A 22,348-nucleotide genomic window follows, 5' to 3' on the forward strand; every position below is an offset into this window, starting at 1 on the left:
ACAAGACAGAATCTCCTCCAGAAGCATGCCATAGATATCACTACTGCCGTTTCCTCAAGGGATGTAATCATCCGGACAGGAGATTACAGTGATATGGTCGGCTCCGATATTATTATCAACACTGCCGGTGTTCCACAGGGTTTAATTGCCGACCGGATGGAGATGCTGCCCAAAAACATTGAACTTATTAAACAGATCTCAATCAAAATAAAACAATACTGCCCTGATGCCATTGTCATTACAGCTACCAATCCTGTAGACCCCCTTAATTATGTCACATGGCTTTCAGGCGGGTTTGACCGCAAAAAGATAATCGGCTACTCCATAAATGACTCACTCCGTTTCAGGGAGATGCTTGCTAATGCCTATAATGTCAAGGTAAGTCAGGTGGATGGGATAGTTATTGGAGAGCATGGATCAACACAGGTTTATCTCTTCAGCACTGCAAAAATCGATGGGAAAAGGATAAATGTAACGGAAGAGATCAAGGCAAAGATCCGCTCAGAAATCCCTAATATATTAAAGAGGCTTGAAGAACTCCAGTCAGGAAGGACCGCTGGCTGGACATGCGCTGTTGGCCTTGAAAGGATTGTAAGGGCGATTGTTGAGAATACCGGTGATGTTATTCCATGCTCTGTCATGCTTGATGGTGAGTATGGTGTGAATGGGATCAGCATGTCTGTCCCTGTAAGGCTTGGTAAAAACGGGGTGTTGGATGTACTTGAATACGAGCTCGCCCCTGATGAGGTTGAAGGGGTAAAAAGGACCGTTTCAACACTCAAAACCGCGGCCAGGATTGTGGATGAAAAACTCTAACATTTACCTGCAATTTATTCAGTAAACTGGCAAATTTTCTTCAAGAGGAGATATCAATGGGTCACAGTTTTAAAAAATTATTTGAGCCGGGCATGATAGGGCCGATGAAGGTGAAAAACCGGATTATCAAAACAGCAAATGGTACCTCCTTTGTTGATCCTGACCAGAATGTTGGCGAGCGGATGATCACATACTACGAAAGGCTTGCAAAAGGCGGGGTGGGACTATTGGTCGTGGAATCCTGCGGCACAGAGTATCCTCTCGGCATACAGCATGTTCATTATGATGCAGAAGGGAACTATGAAGGGGTGCAGCTTCACATGGATGATGACCGCCTGATACCCGGTTTTAAGAGGTTGACCGATGCGATACATAAACATGACTGCAAGGCATCTATACAGTTCCAGCATGCTGGTCCATGGAACCCTACCGGGCTTTTGCCAAGAGACCCCAAAATAAGAGATATAAAATGCGCATCTGCCATGACCGAAGAAGAGCTTCCAGGGCCTGATTTTTTACCCAGCAGAGAGATGACGAGAGATGAGCTGGAAGAACAGATCAACCTGTGGGCAGGTGCAGCCGAAAGGGCCTACAGGGCCGGTTTTGATGCATGTGAATTCAACCATGGTACTGCCCACCAGGGAAATACTTTCCTTTCCAGGATATGGAACAAACGCACGGATGAATATGGCCCACAGAGTTTTGAAAATCGCACCAGGTTTCTGCGCCGTTGCATAGAAGAGGCCCGCAGAAGAACCGGGCCGGGATTTGCTATCCATGTTATCATGAACGCTGTTGAGTACAACCACCCGAGGGCCACTACCCTTGAAGAGGGTGTGGAGCTTGCCAAATGTGTGGCTGAGGTGGCTGACGGGCTTAACCTACGCGGAGAGAGATATGGCCACAGGGGAGGTCTGATACAGCCTGACCGCATACTCTACCCTGCCCCGCCTGATGACCTCCCAAAAGATTATGACTGGAGTCGAAATGGTCGCGGTGCATCTGTTCCGCTTGTGGAGGCAGTAAAGAGGGGCGGAGTAAAAATCCCTGTATGGACTGCCTGCCGCCTTGACCCAATGCTGGGAGAAGAATATCTGCAAAAGGGGAGCCTTGATTTTGTAGGCATGACAAGGCGTCTTCTGGCTGACCCTGATCTCCCCAATAAGGCTAAAGAAGGGCGTATTAATGATATCCGCTGGTGTAACGGCTGCCTTTACTGCTTTGATTGCCGTAACCGTAATCAGGTGCTCGCATGCAGGACAAACCCATACCTCGGGAAGGAGCACCTCCCTGAATTTCAGATAAAACCTGCTCAAAAGAAAAAAAAGGTGCTTGTTATTGGAGGCGGGCCTTCAGGAATGGAGGCAGCCAGGGTTACGGCGCAGCGCGGGCATTATGTAACCCTGTATGAAAAAAACAGCTATCTCGGCGGGTTGGTTCCACTTGCAGCCATTGTGAAGGATCTTGAAACCGAAGACATGACCATGTTTGTGAGATATCTTGCTACACAGCTTAAAAAGGAGGGAGTAAAGGTCAGGTTAAAGACTGAGGTGACATCACAGATAATCCAGCGTGAACGGCCTGATGTGCTCATAATTGCATCAGGCGCAGCCCATGGCAAGATCAATGTCTCGGGTGCTGATAACCCAAAAGTCATTAATACAGAAAAACTTCATGGTATGCTCAAGTTTATGCTTAAATTCTTCACTTCAGCTCAGCTTGAGAAACTATCAAAGATCTGGATCCCTGTTGGAAAGAGTGTGGTAATAATGGGAGGCACACTGCATGGATGCGAACTGGCCGAATATCTTGTCAAGCGTAGACGCAGGGTAACCATGGTACATAACGGCCCTGAAAAGGAGCTTGGCGACCGTATGACCATTGATGACATAGTCAGTCTGTGGCCCTGGCTTAAACAGAATAATGTTTCCATATGGTCTGATATAGAATACCGCAGCATTTCTGACAAAGGTCTTGAGATAAGTTTAAAAGATAAACGCAGATACATACTGAGAGGTAAAAATATTATCAGCACACAGGACTGGGAGCCTGACAATAGCATTGTAGAAAGGTTTAAGGAGCTTGTTCCTGAAGTCCATATAATAGGGAGCTGTAAGGAGCCGGGTCTGATAGTGGATGCGATGAGAGATGGAGCAAAGGTCGGTTGTGAGATTTAAACCTTAAGGAGGGTTAGATGTTTAAATTACTCGATGGTGCAGTTCCATATAAACCGGAAGATGAGGCTATCTACATTAACAGGGGCTGGTGGCGCGGTTTTACGCTTGGTAATTATCTTGATCTGGCTGCTGATATCCATCCTGATAAAGTGGCATTTATTGACAGGGTAAGCCGCTACACCTATAGTGAGGCGCGCGAAAAGGCTGACAGGTTAGCTGTTGCCATGATTAATCTCGGCATTCAACCACTTGACCGTGTCCTTGTACAACTCCCCAACTGGAATGAATTTGTCTTTACCTATTTTGCATGCCAAAAGATTGGTGCAATCCCCGTGCTCCTGATCGACAGGTACAGGCAATTTGAGATAGAGAGGCTGATAAAACTTACCGGCGCAAAATACTGGATCGTGGCAGCAAAAACCAGCAAATTCGATTATGCGCCACTGGTTGAAAGTGTGCTTAAAGATCACCCTGAGATAAAAAATGTGATCACTGTCCGCGGTAAGATTGAAGGCAATGTATACAAACCCATGGAAGATTTAATCCATAAAACCCCTTTAACAAAGGAAAATAGATTCCTGCTGACAAACCTCAGGCCTGATCCGAGGCAGGTTGCCCATATGGGGCCTACAGGAGGAACAACCGGCGAACCCAAGATAGTTCCACGAACCCATAATAGCCTTGCCTGTGCTGTTGAATTCTGTTCAAAGGCATGGGATCAGCACTGTGAAGATATCAATATGATTGTAGGGCCTGTTGGTCATGACCTCTCCTTTTCAAAGGGGCTTTTAGGGAGCATACTAACCCTGGGAACCCTCGTGTTTCAAAAATCAACAGATAATGAGGAAATATGCCGGACAATAGAAAAGGAGAAGGTTACATCTGTAATCTGGGTTCCAACACTTGCACAGAGGCTGCTTCAATTTGAAGAGATAGATAAATATGATTTAAGTTCGCTAAAAAAAATGCACTCCGGCGGCGGCGCAAGTCACAGCGATATGATAAAAGAGATCACTGCCCGTTTGAATATCCGCTATTACAATGGTTATGGCGCTACCGAGGGTATGACCTGCATTACCCGCACCGCAGACAGTTTTGATACTATATGCCGCACTGTGGGAAGGCCTACATTCCCCTATGATACATATAAGGTTATTGATTCAAATGGCCTTGAACTGCCATATAATACCCCCGGTGAGCTGCTAGTAAAAGGTCCGTCTGTTTTTTCAGGGTATTACAATAATCCGGAAGAAAATGCCAAGATCTTTGATGAAGATGGTTTTTTTAAGACCGGTGATATAGCCACGATAAGCGAACAGGGTTACATTACCCTTTGCGGCAGGATCAAGGAGATGATCAACCGGGGTGGTGAGAGTATAAGCGCTACTGATATAGAAAAGCTTATTTTACTGCATCCTGATGTTGCCATTGTAGGTGTTATCCCCATGCCTGATAAACTCATGGGGGAGCGGGTCTGCGCCTATATAGAGGCACAAAAAGATGCTGCGCTTACATTTGAAGGAGTCATAGAATTCTTAAAATCCAAGAATGCCTCTGTACTGCAATTTCCTGAACGGATCGTTTTTATAGAAAATATGCCCATGACAAATGCAGGGAAACTGGATAAAAAGGCATTACGCACAGATATAGAAAAAAGACTTTTGGACGAAGTGCCAAGATAATAGAAAGGAGTAATACTTAAATGCCGGCAAAAGAGATAAGATTTCATGGGAGGGGTGGGCAGGGAGCCGTGCTTGCTGCAAGAATGCTCGCATCTGCCTGCGCCTATGAGGGAAAACATGTGGCAAGTTTTCCCATGTACGGGTTTGAACGCAGAGGGATGCCTGTGGTTGCCTTTACCAGATTTGATACAGAGCCTGTGCGGGAGAAGACACAAATCTATACCCCTGACTGCCTGATGGTTATTGACCCTACCCTCCTCGAAATAGGAAACCTGTATGAAGGTCTGAAAACGGATGGGGTATTGATACTTAACAGCCCCAAACCTTTTAAGAAGAGACCTTCTAAAAATCTCGGAAAGGCCGGGGTGATTAATGCTACACAGGTTGCCCTGTGCGAGATAGGCAGAGATATACCTAATACCTGCCTGATCGGGGCGCTTGCTGCCGTCACAGGATGGGTTAAACTAGAATCCATTATCAAAGGGTTTGGTGATTACCTTGAAGGCGATATGCTTGAGAGAAATATCCGGAATGCACAAAGGGGATATAATGAAGTGGAGGTTATTTCATGGGATTAAAAACGGAAAACAAATATTTATTTAAATATGAGGCATGCTGGTCAGACGGTAATAACGCCCTGCTCTGCCTCAATACAGGCGACTGGAGAACCTCACGGCCTGTAATTAACGATGAGTTATGTAATAGCTGTGGCATATGCATGACCTTCTGCCCTCCGCAATGTATCACAAAAAAGGACAACTCCTTTGTTATTAACCTGGGATTCTGCAAGGGTTGCGGTATATGTGCAAAGGAATGTCCAAGAAAAGCAATAAATATGACACCGGAAGGAGATTATACCGATGACTGCAAGATCTAAAAACATAAAGGTAATTACCGGAAATACCGCTGCTGCATATGCGGTGCTGCTTTGTCGGCCTGATGTGGTCTCTGCCTACCCTATTACTCCACAGAGTGAACTTGTGGAGCAACTGGCTAAATTTCATGCAGACGGCCTGCTTGACTGTGAATATGTTGCTGTTGAAGGTGAAAACTCCGCACAGAATGTGGCGTGTGCTGCTGTTATGGCAGGTGGCAGGGCATTTACCGCCACTTCATCATACGGGCTTGTTTATATGTATGATACCCTGCTCCAGACATCCGGTTACAGGGCGCCTCTTGTGATGGTAAATGTCAATCGTGAGCCGCCCGGAATACATGCGGTCTATTCAGGCCAGCAGGATATGATATGCACAAGGGATTCGGGCTGGATTCAGGTTGTTGTAGAAAATTGCCAGGAGATTCTGGATACAATCATAATGTCTTACCGGCTGGCTGAAGACTATGATATTCAACTCCCTGTCATGGTTAACTATGATGGTTATTACCTCTCTTTTCTTGCTGAAAGTGTGGATATCCCTGAACAGAAGGATGTGGATCGTTTTCTTGCCCCCTTAAAAGATCAACCACCCAGGATGAAGTTAGTCGCAGGCGCTGGCACCGGTTGTGGAAGCCACGGTATAGGCATGGGCTTTGTTGAATACCGCAAGAAACACATGGCCGCAATGGAACGTTCTAAAGAGCTGTGGGACAAGATCGATGCGGATTTTAAAAAGGCATTCCGGCGCGGTTATGGTGGCCAGATAGAGTCATACAAATGTGATGATGCGGATATTGTTCTTATAGCGTCCGGAAGCGCAGTTGGAACAGCAAGGGCAGTAATTGATGCCAAACGTGAACAGGGCATAAAGGTGGGCTTGGTAAAATTACGTTTCTTCCGCCCCTTCCCTGTTGAAAAGTTAAGTATGGTATTAAAGGGTAAAAAGGCAATCGGGGTGCTGGATCGCAGCATCTGTTTCGGGTGGAATTGCGGACCTGTATTCCAGGAGATATGCGCCCTCTCTAGACATATTGGCATCATGCCCATGCTTAGCTTTATCGATGGCCTTGCCAATATGGATATAACAAAAGAACATATAGCCGGCATGATCGATGAGATATATAAGGCATCCCAGAATAAACCCTACCAGGAACTCACCTGGTTACCATAGGGAGGATAGAAATTATAATGGCTGTGAAATTAAACAAATTACCAAAGGTAACAGAGTATTATTGTGATGAGGACCAGTTTTCACCGGGCAATGCATGCTGTCCGGGCTGTATAATGGAGCTGAATCTCCGGCTGGTTTCAAAGATCATGGGCAAGGATGCTATCCTGCTGGGTACCCCAGGGTGCAGCGCACCAACGATACATGGACAAAATGACAGGGCCTGGCACAAGCACTCTTATTATGCATGTGTTATGACAGGTGTGGCCTCAAGCGCAACAGGGATTGCTCGTTATTATAAAAAGGCTGGTATTGATGCCACTATCGTCTGCCACACAGGAGATGGCTGTGCCCAGGACATAGGCATACAGACAATAAGCGGCGCGGCAGAACGCAATGAAAATGTTATCTATATCTGCTACGATAATGAAGGGTACATGAACACTGGTGTGCAAAGGAGCAGCGCTACCCCTTATGGGGCTGCAACAAGCACTACCCCGGTCGGATCAAAAAGCATAGGAAAGACAACCAACTCTAAAAATATGCCCATGATTATGGCCATGCATGACATCCCCTATGTTGCCACTGCAACCCTGAGCCACCTTGAGGATTATGCTAAAAAACTCACAAAAGCAAAGGAGATGGTTAAACAGGGGTTTGTGTACCTGCATGTGTTCTGCCCCTGCACAGTGGGCTGGAAGGTAAGGCCTGATTCATCCATTGCAGTATGCCGTGCAGCAGTCCAGTCTAACTATTTCCCTCTGTGGGAGGTGGAAAATGGTGAGTATAGAATAACCCAGCCGGTAGCTAAACCAAAGCCCATTAACGAGATGCTGAAACTGATAGGCAAGTTCAATCACCTTAAGGATGAAGAGATAAGCGTCCTGCAGCAGCAGTCTGATAAGAGGTTCAGCATCCTAAAGGCGCTCTGCGGCATCAGTGCGTAAGATGGTGAATGAATGGCTGTACAGATGTTCATGTAGCTTTAAATAAAAGGGCCATTGCATTCGCAATGGCCCCTCCCCTGCTTAAGGCTCTAAGGATATTAAACTATCTCTTGATTCTTTCAACACCAGGCCTTGCCTTATTTTCTTTCACCTCTACTTTTTCATCTTGCCTGGATAAAACCCGTTTTGGTTTGAATTCATTCCTGTACCTTTCATCTACCTGTGATGAAGGCCTCCTTGCATTTTCCGGCTTATCATGGAGCTCGTCAGGTTGTATATCCTCTGTTACATTTTTCCGAACAGGCGGAGTAATTGAAGGCGCCTGTGTTTCTTTTTGTTGTACAGGTCGTGGGTATTGACTCCTCTTCTGTTTCAATTGATTTTGATCAGGGGTATTTCTAACCTCCGGCCTGGGTGTTGCAGACCTTACATTTGTCTGAACATCCGGTCTTGCCAGCTCTGCTGGTCGCTGTGTCTCCCTGCTGTTTTTCTTAATATCTTCTGTCTGTCTCAAAATCGCTCTGCGCTCTTCCGGCCTCTCATTCCGGTATTTGAAGGGGGTAGCCTTGGTCTCAATTATCCTCTTCATAGGGGCAGCTATCTCATAACTTTTTCTTTTCGGTTCAGGAATAGTTTTTATACGACGCTCCATCTCATGATATGTCCTAGGAGGCCTCAAATCCTTATTGGTGCGGCGCTGTTCATATTCGCGCCTTTCATGCTGCCGCCAATCAGCCCTATGCCTCTTATTATGCCACCGGTCATGCAGATAGATCGGGTCATACCATGTACGCCTGCTTACGCATTCAAACCACGGAAAAATGCCAACCCCGATATAGAAGCTGTCATAATAGTCCCCAAAATAGTAGTGCCTGTATCTGGGTCTGGTAAAAAGGGAAAAATTGAGGTTTCCAAGGTCAACAACAATGCTTAATGAATATGATATCCTATGCCCCCTGTATGTATCACCGCGAAAATATACAGGCGCAAACAATACCCCCCGCCCGCGAAACGGATAATCCCAGTGCCCGTTTACAAAAACATAACCACGCGGGGTCCATACATAATGTGAAGGCACCCATACCCAGTCCGGACGGGCCTGAAGCCAGTAACCCGACCTTAAGGTATAACGGCCACGAGACCAGTAATAGCAGGCAGGAACCCAGATCATGTCAGGTCTATCTGCTCCTGCTGGCTCAATATAGGTAACCGCAGGGGGAGGAGGCAGATATTCTATCTCCCTGTTACCTGCAGACGCCCAGAATCCGGCTACCCATCTGTAACCGCCCTGTACCCTTGCCCAGTAACCCGGAACCCAGTATTTACCAGGGGGAACGGCCCTCCAGCACCCGCTTACCCAGATGTGTTTCTCCCTGTCAGAATCCCAGGCCCAGTAACCTGGTATCCAGGTGAACTGATCACCCACTGGCCTTTCAGCCGGGGGTGCCTCATATATATCCGCAGGCGGCGCTTTGAGTACTGTAAAATCAGCGTTATCTTCAATTGTTACTGGCTGTGCAAATGCTTCATTTATTGGCCCGCGTGTCTGGACCTCAGGGGTTTCCTCCGGTGGAACAGCAGGGGGTTGACTGGTCTGACCATACATGGTTCCGGTCGTAATCAGTAATGATAAAATTATCGTAATTAATGTCTTCAAGATATTTCTCCTTTCCTGAAGTGGTTTTAAATCTTTAAACATATAAACACGCTGCAATATAATATCTGATAATCATGCTCCATTAGACACCTAAAAATGAATTTTGATCAATATTTATATTTCGTTCATTTAACCATCTGGATTTATTTAATTATTGATACATTCATATTCCAGTAAAATAGAGCGCAGAAGGGTTATCAGGTTTTGAGTCTTTTAACAAGTAAAAGCCAAAGAAATAAAATGACAAGAAAAACAGCCTGTTTATACATGATAATAGATATTTGAAGAGCTATTATCTACCAGCTTTACCGCGAAATACCAATTAGTTTTAATAATCGTAAATAAGGTTCAGGTTCATCTTTCTGTACAACAGCCTTAAAGTAAAGATAGCCGGATCAAGTGAATAAATCGTTATTTAACCTGTAAACGCTGATGTGAACTGAACATGAAAATTAAATTAAATTTAATTTAATTTATGCAATCTGTCTTCTACTTTTTACTCTGATATCTTTAAATCAAGTGTCACCCCGAGGTAAACACATGTCAGAGACCAATCTGTTTCAAATCTAAAAATTAGCACTTGACAATGATATCAATATTGATACCATCTGAGCATGGACAGAATTGATGAAATTATAGCCAGAATGACGCAAAATCCGAAGGGAATACACTTTTCTGATTTATGCAAGATTTGCGATCATTTCTTTGGTAAATCACGTCAAAGCACCGGCAGCCACCGAGTTTACAAAACACCCTGGCAGGGAGACCCGCGAATAAATATTCAAAATGATAAGGGAAACGCTAAGTCTTATCAAGTGAAGCAGGTGCTGTTGGCTCTTGAAAATTTGGAGGTAAATAATGGCATTAAAAAATGATCGATATACATACCGGATAACATGGTCAGAAGACGATATCGAATATGTTGGCTTATGCGCTGAATTTCCAAGCCTGAGCTGGCTCTCTTCTACACCGGAGGGTGCATTAAAAGGGATACGAAAATTAGTTTCAGAAGTTGTTGCTGATATGGAAGCAAGTGATGAGGTTATACCGGAACCCATTGCCTGCAGACAGTATAGCGGTAAATTTATGGTAAGGATTCCACCCGAGGTTCATCGCACTCTTGCTATCCGGGCGGCTGAATCCGGCATCAGCATTAATCGTGTCGTCAGTTCGAAATTAAGCCAATAAACCCCTCACAATGGGGTATGTTTGTCAGGAATATAAACAGATATTAAAAAGAGGAGAGACAATAATGAATAATTTCACAAACCGATTAAAAACCTTGCTTGCCCTGATTTGCCTTACATTATTTTGCAGCTCTATTGTTCAGGCAGAAGAAATGACTCTCGAAACCCTGATCGATCGCCAGAAGGTGCAGGATTTGATTACCCGCTATTACTTCAACTTTGGTGGAACTCCTGAAAGTTTTGCAAACTTTTATGTGGAGAATGGAGAGCTGATTCTGATCGGTCAGAGTTATAAGGGTAGAGAGGCCATTGCTAAGGCTTATGCATTTCCTGATGGTGAAGCACCCAAGAATTTTTCATTCAATAGTCTTATCAGTAATTTACTCATTACTGTGAAAGGCGATACCGCCAGGGCAAAACTGGTGTGGACTGAGAATGTGATGCAAAAAGAAAGAGGTGAGATACAGTTGCCCGCTCAGGGTCGGGAGTACTCCACTTTCGTTAAAATAAAAGGTAAGTGGATGTATCTTACTCGCGAAATCAAAGGAGGAACCGAACCGCCAGAGGGTTGGGAGAAGTAGTTAATAAAGTTAAAAATCGACCTTTAACAGGTAAGGAGAATTAAAATGCTGTATGATGATTTAAAACAAGACTTGAAAGAGTCTATGAAATCAAAAAATATGGAAAGATTAAATGCCATACGGGTTATTATGGGTGAATTTCCCAGACTTAATAAATTAGCCGGTGAACTTCCTACAGATGATGAAGTATTGAAGATATTAAAAGGTCTTAAGAAGAATGAAGAATTGGTACTGGAAAAATTAAAGAAAACCGAGTCAGTATATCTTAATGTTATAGAAGGTTATCTGCCCAAAATGATGTCAAAAGAAGAAATTAAGGCCTTCATTCTTTCATCAGGTATTAATACAAAAGGTGGCGAAAATATAGGGCAGTTAACAGGCAAGCTGATGAAAGACTTAAAAGGAAAAGCTGAAGGGAGCCTGGTAAAAGAGGTATTAACTGAAATGATGAAAGAGAGTTAATAAGGTGAGTGTGAGGCTCACGATTCATAGTCTTATTGTAGTGTGAGTATTGGTACAACAACAAAAAATCCGATGGATTGTTTTTGAACTAGATGCTATACTTTATATGTAACTATCCTGGAGATAAAAAATGCCTGTTATCGCTCGCTTTTACGGCATTCTGATCAAGATGTATTTTAGCCAAAGTGAACATGGTATTCCACATTTTCATGCTGTTTATGGTGAGTTTAATGGTGTCTTCAATATCGAGACATTAGAAATGATAGAAGGTGACCTGCCGTTACGAGCGCAAAGTCTGGTAAAAGATTGGGCATTGCAATACAGACAGGAGTTGTTGCGTATGTGGCAAACTAACGAATACAAACATCTACCAGGTTTGGAGTAAGAGTATGAAAACTCCTAAAATAAAAACTGTTAATCCAATGAAAAATAAGCAGCTACTGGTGAAATTTGAAAATGGGGTAACTCGAGTCTATGACTGCAAACCTTTATTGGTCAAGGAAATGTTCCGGTTACTTGAGAACGAAGCATTCTTCAAGTCAGTAAAAGTTGATTCAGGTGGGTATGGTATTTCATGGAATGACGATATTGACTTGAGCGAATACGAGATCTGGGTAAACGGAAAGGAGTATCCATTGGCCGCATAAGGGTTATAAAATTTATACAACTAAGGTTAGGGTAAAGGTTAATGGACAAATACGAAATAATTATTTACTGGAGCATTGAAGATAACGCATTTATTTCAGAAGTTCCGGAGTTGCCCGGCTGCATGGCGCATGGAGCAAACCATGAAGTGGCTTTATCTAATATCAAATCTGCTATGGAACTCTGGATTAATACAGCAAAAGAATTCAATGATCCTATTCCTGTTCCAAAAGGTCATCGCCTTGCCTTTGCATAACTTAATGGGAAATACTCATATAATGCAGTTTCACCCATTTTTCCACTGTCTTGTATGGATATGCCTCAAGCCTGCCAAACCCTGGCAGGTTTTTGGCTTTATAATGAACCAATCTAGGGGATGAAATGCCGCATAAAAATCGTGTTATCAGGGTTATCGTATCAAATGAATTGGTTTTCTCCACAACATCTGTAAGGGGTTTTATAAGGGCATGGAAATCCTGATTATCCAGTGATGGCAGCCCTGATGACTCCATTCTGATGGGTTTTTTATCAAGGCAGACCGAACACCTCCCGCAGCCATTATCCAGCCTTTCGCCAAAATAGGCTGAAAGGGTTTTAGCCAGACACTGGTCAGATTCAAAAAGATCAATCATGGTGTGGAGGCGAGCCACATCCTTTTGTTCCTTTTCTATAAACAGGGCTGTAATCTCCCTTGCAGTTCCATCTATATCAAATTTGGGGTTGATGATCTCAAAAACCTCCACAGCGGATGATGGCCTGAGGAGAATCCACCCTTTTTCATGGAAATACTCCAGGGCTGTTAAAACCCGCTCTCTGTTAAAGCCTGATTCGGCAACAATAGTATCTATGTCCACCTTTGCCCATGTCTTGGCAAGCCTGGAATTATCCAATATGGTTTTTACAAACTGTTGTCTTTCACCATTGAAATTAGCATGGATCTGTTCTCCGGGCATCAGATACTGGAATGAATAGTTTTCAAAATAGATATATTTGGGGGAAATAATATTTGCTATCTCAAGATAAACCAGCAGGGTTTTTAATGGCAGCAGCTTGATATCAACCCTCATGCTCAGGGAGTGTTCGCGAACCTCAAACAGGCTTTGCTTAGATTGAGATATTTCCTCAAGCACCTTGCGGATATTCTCAAAACCCGGCGTGTCACCATAGGCAAAATTCTCAAGCACCGGTATGTGGTTTTTATTTCCAAGCAGGCAGCAGAGAGAAGGCATTCCATCCCTGCCTGCCCTGCCTATCTCCTGGCTGTAGCTCTCTATGGATTTTGGCAGGTCATAATGGATCACCTTTCTGATATTCTCCTTATCTATTCCCATTCCAAATGCGATTGTTGCCACGACAATGCCTGTTTCTCCTGTCATAAACCGGGTTTGAACAGCATCCCGCTCCGGATTTTCCATACCGGCATGATATGCCTCTGCCATAAGGCCATGCGCCTTAAGCATCAGGGCTATACGCTCGGCTGTTTTCTGAAGGGTAACATAGACAATTGCAGGGCCATCAGGCCTTTCTGCAAGTATATCGCAAAGCAGGGCCTCCTTTTTTTCTTCTGCCACAGGACGTATTCGTATAAATAAATTTTTCCTGTAAAAACCTGTCTGCACCACATTTTCACGATTGATTGCAAACTTTTCACACATATCGATAACAACCTTTGGCGTTGCCGTGGCTGTGAGCAGCAAAACCTTTTTGATACCATATTCTTTCTGATATATGGGTATCTTCAGATAATCCGGTCTGAAATTGTGGCCCCATTCAGATATACAGTGGGCCTCATCAACAACAAGCAGGGATATGTTCATCTGTTTGAGCTGCGTTCTGAACCTTTCATTCTTGAATCGCTCAACAGCAACCATCAGTATCTTGAGTTGACCTGACCGGGCTGCTGCAAACGTATTACGATAATCCGCATCGCTCATGCCTGAATCAAGTTTTGCAGCGGCAATACCCTTTGACTTTAAAAAATCTATCTGGTCTTTCATCAGGGAGAGAAGCGGTGAGACTACCAGGGTCATGCCCTGTTCAATAAGAGCGGGTAACTGATAACATAGAGATTTCCCTGCGCCTGTCGGGAAGATGGATGCAGCCGACTTACCTGCTATGATGGCCTCTATAACCTCTCGCTGACCGGGTTTAAATCTATCAAAACCAAACACCTTTTTTAATGTATCATCAATTACAGACGTTTTTTCTATCTCACCCATAATGGCTTGCCTCTGTTCATTGATAGTCTTTATATGATTAAATAATATGGACAATTGTTGCTTCAGATAATATAGCCTAATATAAAATATATAAAAAAGGAATTTTTTAAAATGGCCGCCAGTAACTCAATTAGCCAGGAACCCGCATATAAAGATCAGTTTATGATCCTCCTGAAAGACTCCCTTGAACAGAACCGGTTTGTTAAACTGATTCTAGGAAAATACCGGGGAGAGGATTCAGAGCTAAAGAGAATTCTTATACGAAATATTGTTATTAAAGGTGAGCAGCGCCTTTCCCTGGTATATTGCTACAAGACCCGGGATGTTACGAAGAATGAGAGATTAGCCTCAGGCCTGGAAACGGTTTACAGGCTTCTTGGAGACCCCTTCATGAGCGCCCACCTCTTTTCATTAACCGGGGATATCCAGATAGAGTTCAGCCGGAAAGGCAAATGCCGATTAATCAGCAGCAAGGCAACCCATAATGCTGTTCCCTCTGAAAGGCATGACAGGGATAAAAAGCGTTTAATTGACCCTGATAACCCTTTCCTTACAGCACTGGGAATAACAGATGAGGAGCATCGTATCATCCCCTCAATGGCGCGAAAATGGAAACAGATCAATAAGTTTTTAGAGATCTTCCAGCACGCATTTGAGTCATCCAGGATTTCTAAAACAAATGGCGTTCATGTGGTGGACTTCGGGTGTGGAAAGGGATATTTGACATTTGCGATGCACGATCTGCTCCGGAACTCGCTTGATGGTAATGTGCAGGTAACAGGGGTCGAACTGCGGGAAGATCTCGTGCGGTTTTGTAATGAGGCTGCGAAGAGGCTTGCTATAGATAGTTTATCTTTTTATCAGGGTGATGTAAGCAGCTATTCACCGGAGATCATCCACATCATGATTGCGCTGCACGCATGTGACACAGCAACAGATCAGGCGATTTACCTGGGTATCCGCTCTAATGCTGAAATAATCATGTGTGCCCCATGTTGCCACAAGCAGATCAGGGAACAGATTCGCATTCCTGAGGTTATTGAACCCATGCTCAAATTTGGCGTTCATCTTGGGCAGGAGGCGGAAATGGTAACCGATAGTCTGCGCGCCCTCCTCCTTGAGGCAAACGGCTATACTACCCAACTCCTTGAGTTTGTCTCCCTGGAACATACAAGCAAGAACAAGATGCTCCTTGCAATAAAACGCGATACAAATACCGATCGGGCGTATCTGCTTACAAAGATCGAAAAGCTAAAGGATTTTTACGGCATAAGGGAACACTGTCTCGAAACACTGCTGAATACAAAATGATTTTTATTGGAATATCTTGTAAATATTATTCTTTTTATTATTATCTTGCTCTAAATTCGGAATTTCTATAGAGAAATAGGTAACAAAAAATAAAAACAGGAGAATATCAGCATGGAAATCATTGTAAACAAACATGGCAAAGGCAAACTCGCTACAAAGACCTGTTTCAGTGACGAGTTCGGATTTAATGTGGCTTCAGTTATTGTTATGGGTAAAAAGGAATGTATCGTGGTGGATTGTCAGTGGACGCTCGCCAACGCATACAGGGTAACAGCTGAGATAATTGACAGCCAGCTAGAGCTCAAGGCAATCTTTGCCACACATTCTCATCCTGATCACTACTGGGGCATGGGTTACATGCAGCAGGCTTTTCCCAAGGCCAAGTGTTATATGCTGCCTGAAGACCTTAACCTTTACAACCATCAGTATCAGGCAAAACTGGATGAATGGGAACCCATCATGGGTAAAAACAATCTCTGTCGCAAACAGGCCGAAAATATCATTCCTCTGGATACAGGTTATCTTGAGCTTGAGGGGGAGAAGATTGAGGTCTTTGACCATGTAATGGGTGACTACAGGTGGAACTCTGTTGTCTGGATACCATCCATTAAAACCATGTATGGAAGCGATGTACTCTTTAATCAGGCACACCCCTTCACATGCGAGGTAACAGCCCCGCAGCGCGCACAATGGATAGCTGATATAGAAAAGATGGAAAAATACGGGGCAGAGGTAGTTATACCCGGCCACCAGAAAGAGGGCTGCCTGTTTGACGGCAGCGCCTACAAGTATACAAAGGATTATTTGATCGCTACTGAGGAAGAGCTTGCCAACACAAAGGATGCTGCTTCATTCTTTTATAATATGGTAAAACGTTTCCCCGGCTCAAGCCTGATCATGTATTCAAACGAGATGAATGCTGAGGTCTGGAAAGGCGGCAGGCCCTGGGACTGGGTCCTTGATACTGTAGAGACACCGGCCATTAATCCGCTTAAGGGTTAATAGTTTTTAAATTCTTGAACCCTGCAATGTCATAAACATTTGCAGCAATGAGAATGCTTGATAAAAAAACCCGCAGGTTTTAGCCTGCGGGTTTTTTTATCAAATGCAGTAAATCAGATTAAGGTTTAATCTATTTTCGGCATACCTTTCATTTCCATATAACCCATTGTCTGGTATTTCCCATTAAAATAGGGAGACAACTGAAGGGCGCTGAACATCATGGGTTTGGTCAGCCTCTTGATATCGCAGGGGTTATGCTCCAGCCCGGCAGGGATATAAAGGACCGTTGCCTTGGTGATAACATGTCTTTCATACTCCGGCCCCATGAAGTACTCGATCTCTCCATCAAATGAGCCAACAAGGTCTGGCAGTTCCGCCCCCAGGAAAAACAGGTATTCATCTGTATCATGATGATGTGATTCAAGCTCAAGCCTGTAGGGCTTTGTAAACATCTGCCACCCCATGTTTATCTTTGCGCCGGGGAGATCACTGTCACCCCTGAAATATGCCTGGGGACCTGCCACTACATCAGTAATGGTATTCTCCCTGAGCCTTGTGCTGAACAGATGATCATACTTTGTGCCATTTGTACCCGTTGGCCAGGGCGGGGGATTTCTAAAAAATGGGGAATCTTTTTTCTTTGCCTCCTGCGCTTCGGCTATTACCGGGGCGCCCAGTTGAATCAGGGCGCTCGCTATTGCTGCACCGGCAGCCCCTGCGGTAACTCCCTTGAAAAAATCTCTTCTGCCTTCATCCACTTCATTCACTTTTTTTGAACTCATGCTTTTCTCCTTTCAAAAGGTATGGTTTTGTTGGTTTATATGCACTCTTTTACCGGTAATTCTCCATCTATGCAAGAAGTTCCTGAAAATAACTTAAACTATTATGGCAGACACAAAAATAATGATAGGGGTAAAATGATGAGGAGGACTCTATATTCAGGGCAAGCTTATCTGAGCTACCTTGTCTTAAAATATTTTGCCGAGTCGATCAGTTCATTCAGGTTTTGGCGAAGCATGGTAATTTTATAAGTATCAGGCCCATTTTTAATAATATTTTCCAGTAGCCACTGTTCATAATCATTCAGCGCTGTTAATGCAGTCTCCCCTTTTTCCTGTATGTTCTTTATCTTCTCACTTATTACATCAAACATCTCATTGATAACATCAGCTTCCTGAAGCAGAAAATCGCCTTTCCTGAGTCTTATCCTGTTATCAAGGTTTCCATTGCATACATCCCTGAATATTAGGTCAAACCTGTAAAGCGGGCCAATAAAGCGGCTGAAGGTTCTTATTGAATGGAGCCCTATAACACATATAAGTGCAATAATTACCGGCCACACACGATAATGGAGCATCAGTATATTTTCCGCTGCAACAGCGCGTACCTCTATACTTAAACTCTGATCATTCATGCGTATGATATCAGGGACAAATAAAACTGAAATCAGCACTCCGGTGATAATGATGATGTAGATCAGTATTAAGGCAAGAAGCCTGTACTGGTGTGATTTATTAATAATCCTGTAGGGATTTCTTTTATACTTTTGTGTCATGGCGCCCCCGTTGCAGAGCCGGGTATTGGAAAGGTGATGGTAAATTTTGTTCCCCTTCCAACCTCACTCTCAAGCCCTATTGTTGCCTTGTGGTGGTGAAGTATAGCCTGAATAACAGCCATTCCCAAACCGGTACCCTTGTCTGGTGATTTTGTAGTAAAAAAAGGATCAAAGATACGTTCATGCAGTTCTTTGGGAATGCCGCACCCGTTATCTTCGATTGACAGGTAAACATTATCTGCTGATGAGCATGTACTGATAACTACCCTGCGATTATCAGGTTCATTCCCTTCAAGCGCATGGATGGCATTCACTAAAAGGTTAGAGACAACCTGCTGCAGCTCCTGACCGTCACCAGTTATAAAAGGAAGATTCTCCTCAATCCTTATGACGCATTCAACCTTTTTCATTAGAAGCTCATGTTCCATCAGTTCATATATCTGCCTTACAGTATCATTTATAGAGACCTTCTCTTTGATCCTTTTTGATTGTGATGAGAAGGATCTGAACCTTTCAAGAATAGAGTTAAGCCTTTCCACTGCCTTAAGAACATTTGTCAATCTATCCTTTCTATTATTTTCATCCTGCACCTCAAGCAAAGCAAGTTCTATATTTCCATATATCGCTGTGAGAGGTTGTTTTATTTCATGCATAATGCCGGCAGCCATCTGCCCCATAGTACTTAACCTGGCTGCCCTTGTAAGAAGCTCCTGCCCGGCCTTTAATCTGGCGCTCATCTCATTAAAATCATTGCCAAGGCTCTCAAACTCATCCCCGCTTTTTATAATAACCCTGTGACCCAAAGAATCTTCGGATATCTTTCTGGTTGCCTTTTTCAGTATCTCTATGGGCACTGTAACTTTCCTGATAAGATTGATGCTTAAAAATATTACCAGCCCCAGTGTGCAGGCTATGGTCAAGATGTAAAAATATCTGGATTTAAGCATGGGGGCAAGGGCATCTGATCTTAATTCACTCAGGACTATTATCCATTCCTGTACATAGAAGTTTGGTTTAAGAAACAGTGATGAATAACCTGCAAGATAGTCATTGCCATTATTCTGCCACTGGAACTGGCCTGATGTTGATTCAAGCAGATCCTTTATGATTTGTTGAGAAATAGATGGAATTTTTTTCATTGAATTGAGTAATAAAAAATTTGACCTGTCGATTACATATATTTCGGTCAGAGGCGGTTTTCTATCAATAACCTCCTGGATATATGCATGGTTTATTTTTCCAATCAGGAGATTGGGTTCAACTGCATTACTCTTAACAGCAATGCACATTAACAGATCATAAGATGTATTTTCATATCCCTGAATAGAGAGAAGTGTCTTACCAGACTCAAGATGGCCCAATTCTTCATTTGTTAGTTTTACAGGGCTCTTAATAGTTCCATAGATGTTTTTGATTTTTCCATCATGAAGCAGGGCAAGCGCATTAAATCTACCCTCTACCCTTTCAAAGGAAAGGCTGTCCCAATTGGCGTTCAGACCATCAGGGTTTGCGGAGTAGTAACCTGTAAGAAAACTTAATTCAGACCTGAGAAACTCAAGTTTTTCATATAAAGATGTGGCCAGCGATTTGCTCTCTTTTTGCAGTGCTTCGCTGCGCTGGTTAACAAGACTATTCCTGACATGGATGAAGGATAGAATAGCAAAGACTGAAACAGGCAGTATTGCACAGATAAGAAAAAGGATAAAAATACGTCGCGCTACCCTGGTTTTAAAAGAATTTATCGCTATCGCCATAGTCACCCTGCCGTAATCACAATATCTGTGTAAAAAATGGATAAATTGTTATCTTGAACATTTCAGTAACTCTTTATCATTAATAATCTGAAGCAGCACCAACATAACTCCCGTTATTTGCCCTGATAATATCATCCCGGCTCGCCTTTGCTGTAAGAGGCGTCTGGCTTTTACCATCTTTTCCCATGCTGTAAAGGTCAAAGTCCTCATTTAACGGCACAAGGTTATGATCCTTTCTTTTTTTCCCATTACCTTTCCCTTTTATAGTTTCAAAATTAAGGTATTGATATGGGTTACCCCAGGGGTCCTTCATATCCCCTTTGCCCATCTCTTCAAGGGTTAAAGGCAGGGCACCATGATCACTCTGCCAGTCAGAGATATCTCTTTGTAAAAGTTTGATATCAGATATGGCTACAGTTATTTTTGCCTTTTCAACAAATGATATATAAGCAGGAATGGCTATGCCTGCAAGAATCCCTGTTATAGCTATAACAACCATCAGTTCAATAAGGGTAAATCCCTGTGAAAAAAGATATCTGAAACCTTTTGAAGAGCTGCCCTGTACTTCCCCCTTGTGAACACAGAAAGGTCTCATTTTTAAAAATCTTTTCATATCTGAATCTGTTTTTCACTCTTTAATATTAATGCAATCCCAAAAAGACAAAAGACAAAAAATAAAAGGTCTATGTCTTCTATTATATCGGTATTTGAAAATTAATCTTAAATAGAGTTCTTCTGGATATACAAGGTTTAAACTAAGAAATAACTACCCCGCCCCAAACAGGCGGGGTATATAATAAATCGTTACATTAAGGTAAACAAAGGATAATATACCTTTTCATGATCAAACCAAGGCTTATTCTGTATCCATACCCCAGTTTTTAAACATCTCTTTGTAAAAATCAGGGAGAGGAAAATCAGTTTCCATAAACATTTGGTGATCACGGTATGAGAATGGGCCATGTTCATTCTGCCTTATACCGGCCATCATCTCAGCCATTTTTACTTTTGGTATAGAAAATATCAGGTCCCCTTCATCTGTAAGGGCGCGCTGGTATTCACCGGGGTCAGGAAGGACGATATAGTATTTTCCCTCCTTTATCGGGTTTACAACAGACCATCCGCATGATGGCGGGAAAAAGTGATGGCTGACCTCAGGCACATCAGATATTTTCAGGGATAAAAGCAGCCCGCGCAGTTGAGCGGGTTTGGCATAAACGAGCACAACATCCGGCACAAAATCGGCCCTGCTCAATGGGGCAGTAACAATACCGATATATTTGCCATATTCAAAGCTGTCATATGGGTGAGACCACTGATTAACCGATGCAGGTTTTTCAACCAGCCCGTATGCCATAACAGCGGTCGGGCACCAGTTATCCTCCTTAAGCATAGCTAAAGTGACCTTATCCCTCCTTGACATGGAAACAGCCTGGCACTGGGTAAGATGATACCCGCGGTCTTTCTTCGGCCTGACTGCATCTTTTGGTATCTCTTCTTCCTTTGACACCATCTTTACTGCCACAGGGGATGTGCGCAGAATTAACACCCGTTCAAGGTCTTCTGCATTTCTTTTGTTTATCTCCGCTGTGCCTGCCGGTTGATCATTATTTTTTACCTGTGCCTGTTCACTATTAGTTGCAGCCCCTGCAAGGCTGTAAGCACCAATAGCCGCTGCACCAAGCCCAAGCCCCAGCACCTCGCGTCTTGAAAACCTGCTACCCATTTAAGAATCCTCCTTTATCTATTATGGAAAAATAATCCTGCCTGAAATAGCTTTTTAACACCTTTGGAAATAGATGTACATCATATAGTCTATAGGCGACAGCGGGTTATACCTGTCCAAAAAGAGGTGGTATTTAAGATGCCACCCTGTCATTAGTAAAATAAGTTAAATAATACATTAAACCTATCATAAATATTTTTTTGATTTTATTTGACACTCAAGGCGTATCTTTTTATATTTACATAATTAAGATAGAATTCTTTCCAAAATCCATATTTTCATCATCTAATTCGGAGAATATTATGTCAGCTATTATTCGAACCTTTACCATGCTGTTAGCTTTATTAAGCCTCTTATTTTCCTGTAATCCGAACAATAAACCGGATAATTCCAGTAAAGATCAATCTGAGACTACAGCAACAGATTCAGCTCCGGAAAAGAGCCAGCCAAATATCCTGTTTATTCTGGCAGATGACCTGGGCTTCAGTGATCTGAGTGCGCTTGGAGGTGAAATCCCTACCCCGAATCTGGATACCCTTGCAAAAGGCGGTATGCTGCTGACAAATTTCTACTCAGGCCAGA

General features: G+C 43.3%; 24 protein-coding genes. 17 read left to right on the plus strand and 7 right to left on the minus strand.

The genetic code is table 11. From position 1 onward, the window contains the following. The 7 genes from GX654_08445 to GX654_08475 all read left to right on the plus strand — a co-directional run. A partial coding sequence (locus GX654_08445; protein NLD36883.1) for a hypothetical protein occupies positions 1-816 on the plus strand: 816 nt, incomplete at its 5' end. Positions 817-872: 56 nt separating this feature from the next. Then, positions 873-2,993, plus strand: a complete 2,121-nt coding sequence (locus GX654_08450; GenBank protein NLD36884.1) for an FAD-dependent oxidoreductase — start codon at positions 873-875, stop codon at positions 2,991-2,993. A 17-nt stretch (positions 2,994-3,010) separates the two neighbouring features. Further along, positions 3,011-4,675, plus strand: coding sequence for an AMP-binding protein (locus GX654_08455; GenBank protein ID NLD36885.1), 1,665 nt, complete (start codon positions 3,011-3,013; stop codon positions 4,673-4,675). A gap of 20 nt (positions 4,676-4,695) precedes the next feature. Then, positions 4,696-5,253, plus strand: coding sequence for a hypothetical protein (locus GX654_08460; protein ID NLD36886.1), 558 nt, complete (start codon positions 4,696-4,698; stop codon positions 5,251-5,253). Further along, complete coding sequence (locus GX654_08465) at positions 5,244-5,552, plus strand: 4Fe-4S binding protein (protein ID NLD36887.1); 309 nt, start codon at positions 5,244-5,246, stop codon at positions 5,550-5,552. The genes GX654_08460 and GX654_08465 overlap by 10 nt, the downstream gene beginning before the upstream one ends. Continuing rightward, positions 5,536-6,723 (plus strand): pyruvate synthase subunit PorA, encoded by a 1,188-nt coding sequence (locus GX654_08470; GenBank protein ID NLD36888.1) that lies wholly within the window; start codon positions 5,536-5,538, stop codon positions 6,721-6,723. Before GX654_08465 ends, GX654_08470 begins: the two co-directional genes overlap by 17 nt. 17 nt (positions 6,724-6,740) lie before the next feature. Continuing rightward, positions 6,741-7,667 carry a pyruvate synthase subunit PorB gene (locus GX654_08475; protein ID NLD36889.1) on the plus strand — a complete coding sequence of 309 codons (927 nt, stop codon included), beginning with the start codon at positions 6,741-6,743 and terminating at the stop codon, positions 7,665-7,667. A gap of 103 nt (positions 7,668-7,770) precedes the next feature. On the opposite strand, the gene GX654_08480 is transcribed toward GX654_08475, so the two are convergent. After that, positions 7,771-9,324 (minus strand): BcpO-related WXXGXW repeat protein, encoded by a 1,554-nt coding sequence (locus GX654_08480; protein NLD36890.1) that lies wholly within the window; start codon positions 9,322-9,324, stop codon positions 7,771-7,773. Between the two features lie 614 nt (positions 9,325-9,938). Here GX654_08480 and GX654_08485 point away from each other — a divergent pair. The 7 genes from GX654_08485 to GX654_08515 all read left to right on the plus strand — a co-directional run bounded on the left by GX654_08485 (position 9,939) and on the right by GX654_08515 (position 12,455). After that, complete coding sequence (locus tag GX654_08485) at positions 9,939-10,199, plus strand: toxin HicA (protein ID NLD36891.1); 261 nt, start codon at positions 9,939-9,941, stop codon at positions 10,197-10,199. Continuing rightward, positions 10,183-10,512, plus strand: coding sequence for a type II toxin-antitoxin system HicB family antitoxin (locus GX654_08490; protein ID NLD36892.1), 330 nt, complete (start codon positions 10,183-10,185; stop codon positions 10,510-10,512). Before GX654_08485 ends, GX654_08490 begins: the two co-directional genes overlap by 17 nt. Positions 10,513-10,576: 64 nt before the next feature. Then, positions 10,577-11,092 carry a SnoaL-like domain-containing protein gene (locus tag GX654_08495; protein NLD36893.1) on the plus strand — a complete coding sequence of 172 codons (516 nt, stop codon included), beginning with the start codon at positions 10,577-10,579 and terminating at the stop codon, positions 11,090-11,092. A gap of 45 nt (positions 11,093-11,137) precedes the next feature. After that, positions 11,138-11,554, plus strand: a complete 417-nt coding sequence (locus GX654_08500; GenBank protein NLD36894.1) for a GatB/YqeY domain-containing protein — start codon at positions 11,138-11,140, stop codon at positions 11,552-11,554. Positions 11,555-11,684: 130 nt separating this feature from the next. Then, positions 11,685-11,939 carry a DUF4160 domain-containing protein gene (locus tag GX654_08505; GenBank protein ID NLD36895.1) on the plus strand — a complete coding sequence of 85 codons (255 nt, stop codon included), beginning with the start codon at positions 11,685-11,687 and terminating at the stop codon, positions 11,937-11,939. Between the two features lie 4 nt (positions 11,940-11,943). Further along, on the plus strand, positions 11,944-12,201 hold the full coding sequence (locus GX654_08510) for a DUF2442 domain-containing protein (protein ID NLD36896.1): 258 nt from the start codon (positions 11,944-11,946) through the stop codon (positions 12,199-12,201). A 41-nt stretch (positions 12,202-12,242) separates the two neighbouring features. Next, a complete protein-coding gene (locus GX654_08515) occupies positions 12,243-12,455 on the plus strand; it encodes a type II toxin-antitoxin system HicB family antitoxin (GenBank protein NLD36897.1) in 213 nt (70 codons plus the stop codon). Between the two features lies 1 nt (position 12,456). On the opposite strand, the gene GX654_08520 is transcribed toward GX654_08515, so the two are convergent. Continuing rightward, the gene (locus tag GX654_08520) at positions 12,457-14,418 is read right to left on the minus strand and encodes a RecQ family ATP-dependent DNA helicase (protein ID NLD36898.1); all 1,962 of its coding nucleotides are present in this window, start codon (positions 14,416-14,418) and stop codon (positions 12,457-12,459) included. A 111-nt stretch (positions 14,419-14,529) separates the two neighbouring features. Here GX654_08520 and GX654_08525 point away from each other — a divergent pair, with 111 nt between their 5' ends. After that, positions 14,530-15,729, plus strand: a complete 1,200-nt coding sequence (locus GX654_08525) for an SAM-dependent methyltransferase (protein ID NLD36899.1) — start codon at positions 14,530-14,532, stop codon at positions 15,727-15,729. 111 nt (positions 15,730-15,840) lie between these two features. After that, on the plus strand, positions 15,841-16,731 hold the full coding sequence (locus GX654_08530) for an MBL fold metallo-hydrolase (protein NLD36900.1): 891 nt from the start codon (positions 15,841-15,843) through the stop codon (positions 16,729-16,731). A gap of 125 nt (positions 16,732-16,856) precedes the next feature. On the opposite strand, the gene GX654_08535 is transcribed toward GX654_08530, so the two are convergent. From GX654_08535 to GX654_08555, 5 genes are all read right to left on the minus strand, one after another. After that, positions 16,857-17,513 carry a hypothetical protein gene (locus GX654_08535; GenBank protein NLD36901.1) on the minus strand — a complete coding sequence of 219 codons (657 nt, stop codon included), beginning with the start codon at positions 17,511-17,513 and terminating at the stop codon, positions 16,857-16,859. 176 nt (positions 17,514-17,689) lie between these two features. Continuing rightward, positions 17,690-18,286: a hypothetical protein gene (locus GX654_08540; GenBank protein ID NLD36902.1), complete on the minus strand. Its 597-nt coding sequence runs from the start codon at positions 18,284-18,286 to the stop codon at positions 17,690-17,692. Next, a complete protein-coding gene (locus tag GX654_08545; protein NLD36903.1) occupies positions 18,283-20,040 on the minus strand; it encodes a HAMP domain-containing protein in 1,758 nt (585 codons plus the stop codon). The genes GX654_08540 and GX654_08545 overlap by 4 nt, the downstream gene beginning before the upstream one ends. Positions 20,041-20,119: 79 nt before the next feature. After that, a complete protein-coding gene (locus GX654_08550; protein NLD36904.1) occupies positions 20,120-20,653 on the minus strand; it encodes a prepilin-type N-terminal cleavage/methylation domain-containing protein in 534 nt (177 codons plus the stop codon). A 243-nt stretch (positions 20,654-20,896) separates the two neighbouring features. Further along, a complete protein-coding gene (locus tag GX654_08555) occupies positions 20,897-21,766 on the minus strand; it encodes a DUF169 domain-containing protein (GenBank protein NLD36905.1) in 870 nt (289 codons plus the stop codon). Positions 21,767-22,095: 329 nt separating this feature from the next. Between GX654_08555 and GX654_08560 the strand changes: the two genes are divergently transcribed. Beyond that, on the plus strand, positions 22,096-22,348 hold a 253-nt coding region (locus tag GX654_08560), incomplete at its 3' end, for a sulfatase-like hydrolase/transferase (protein ID NLD36906.1).

The sequence above is a fragment of the Desulfatiglans sp. genome, assembly GCA_012513605.1.
Lineage (GTDB): Bacteria > Desulfobacterota > DSM-4660 > Desulfatiglandales > HGW-15 > JAAZBV01.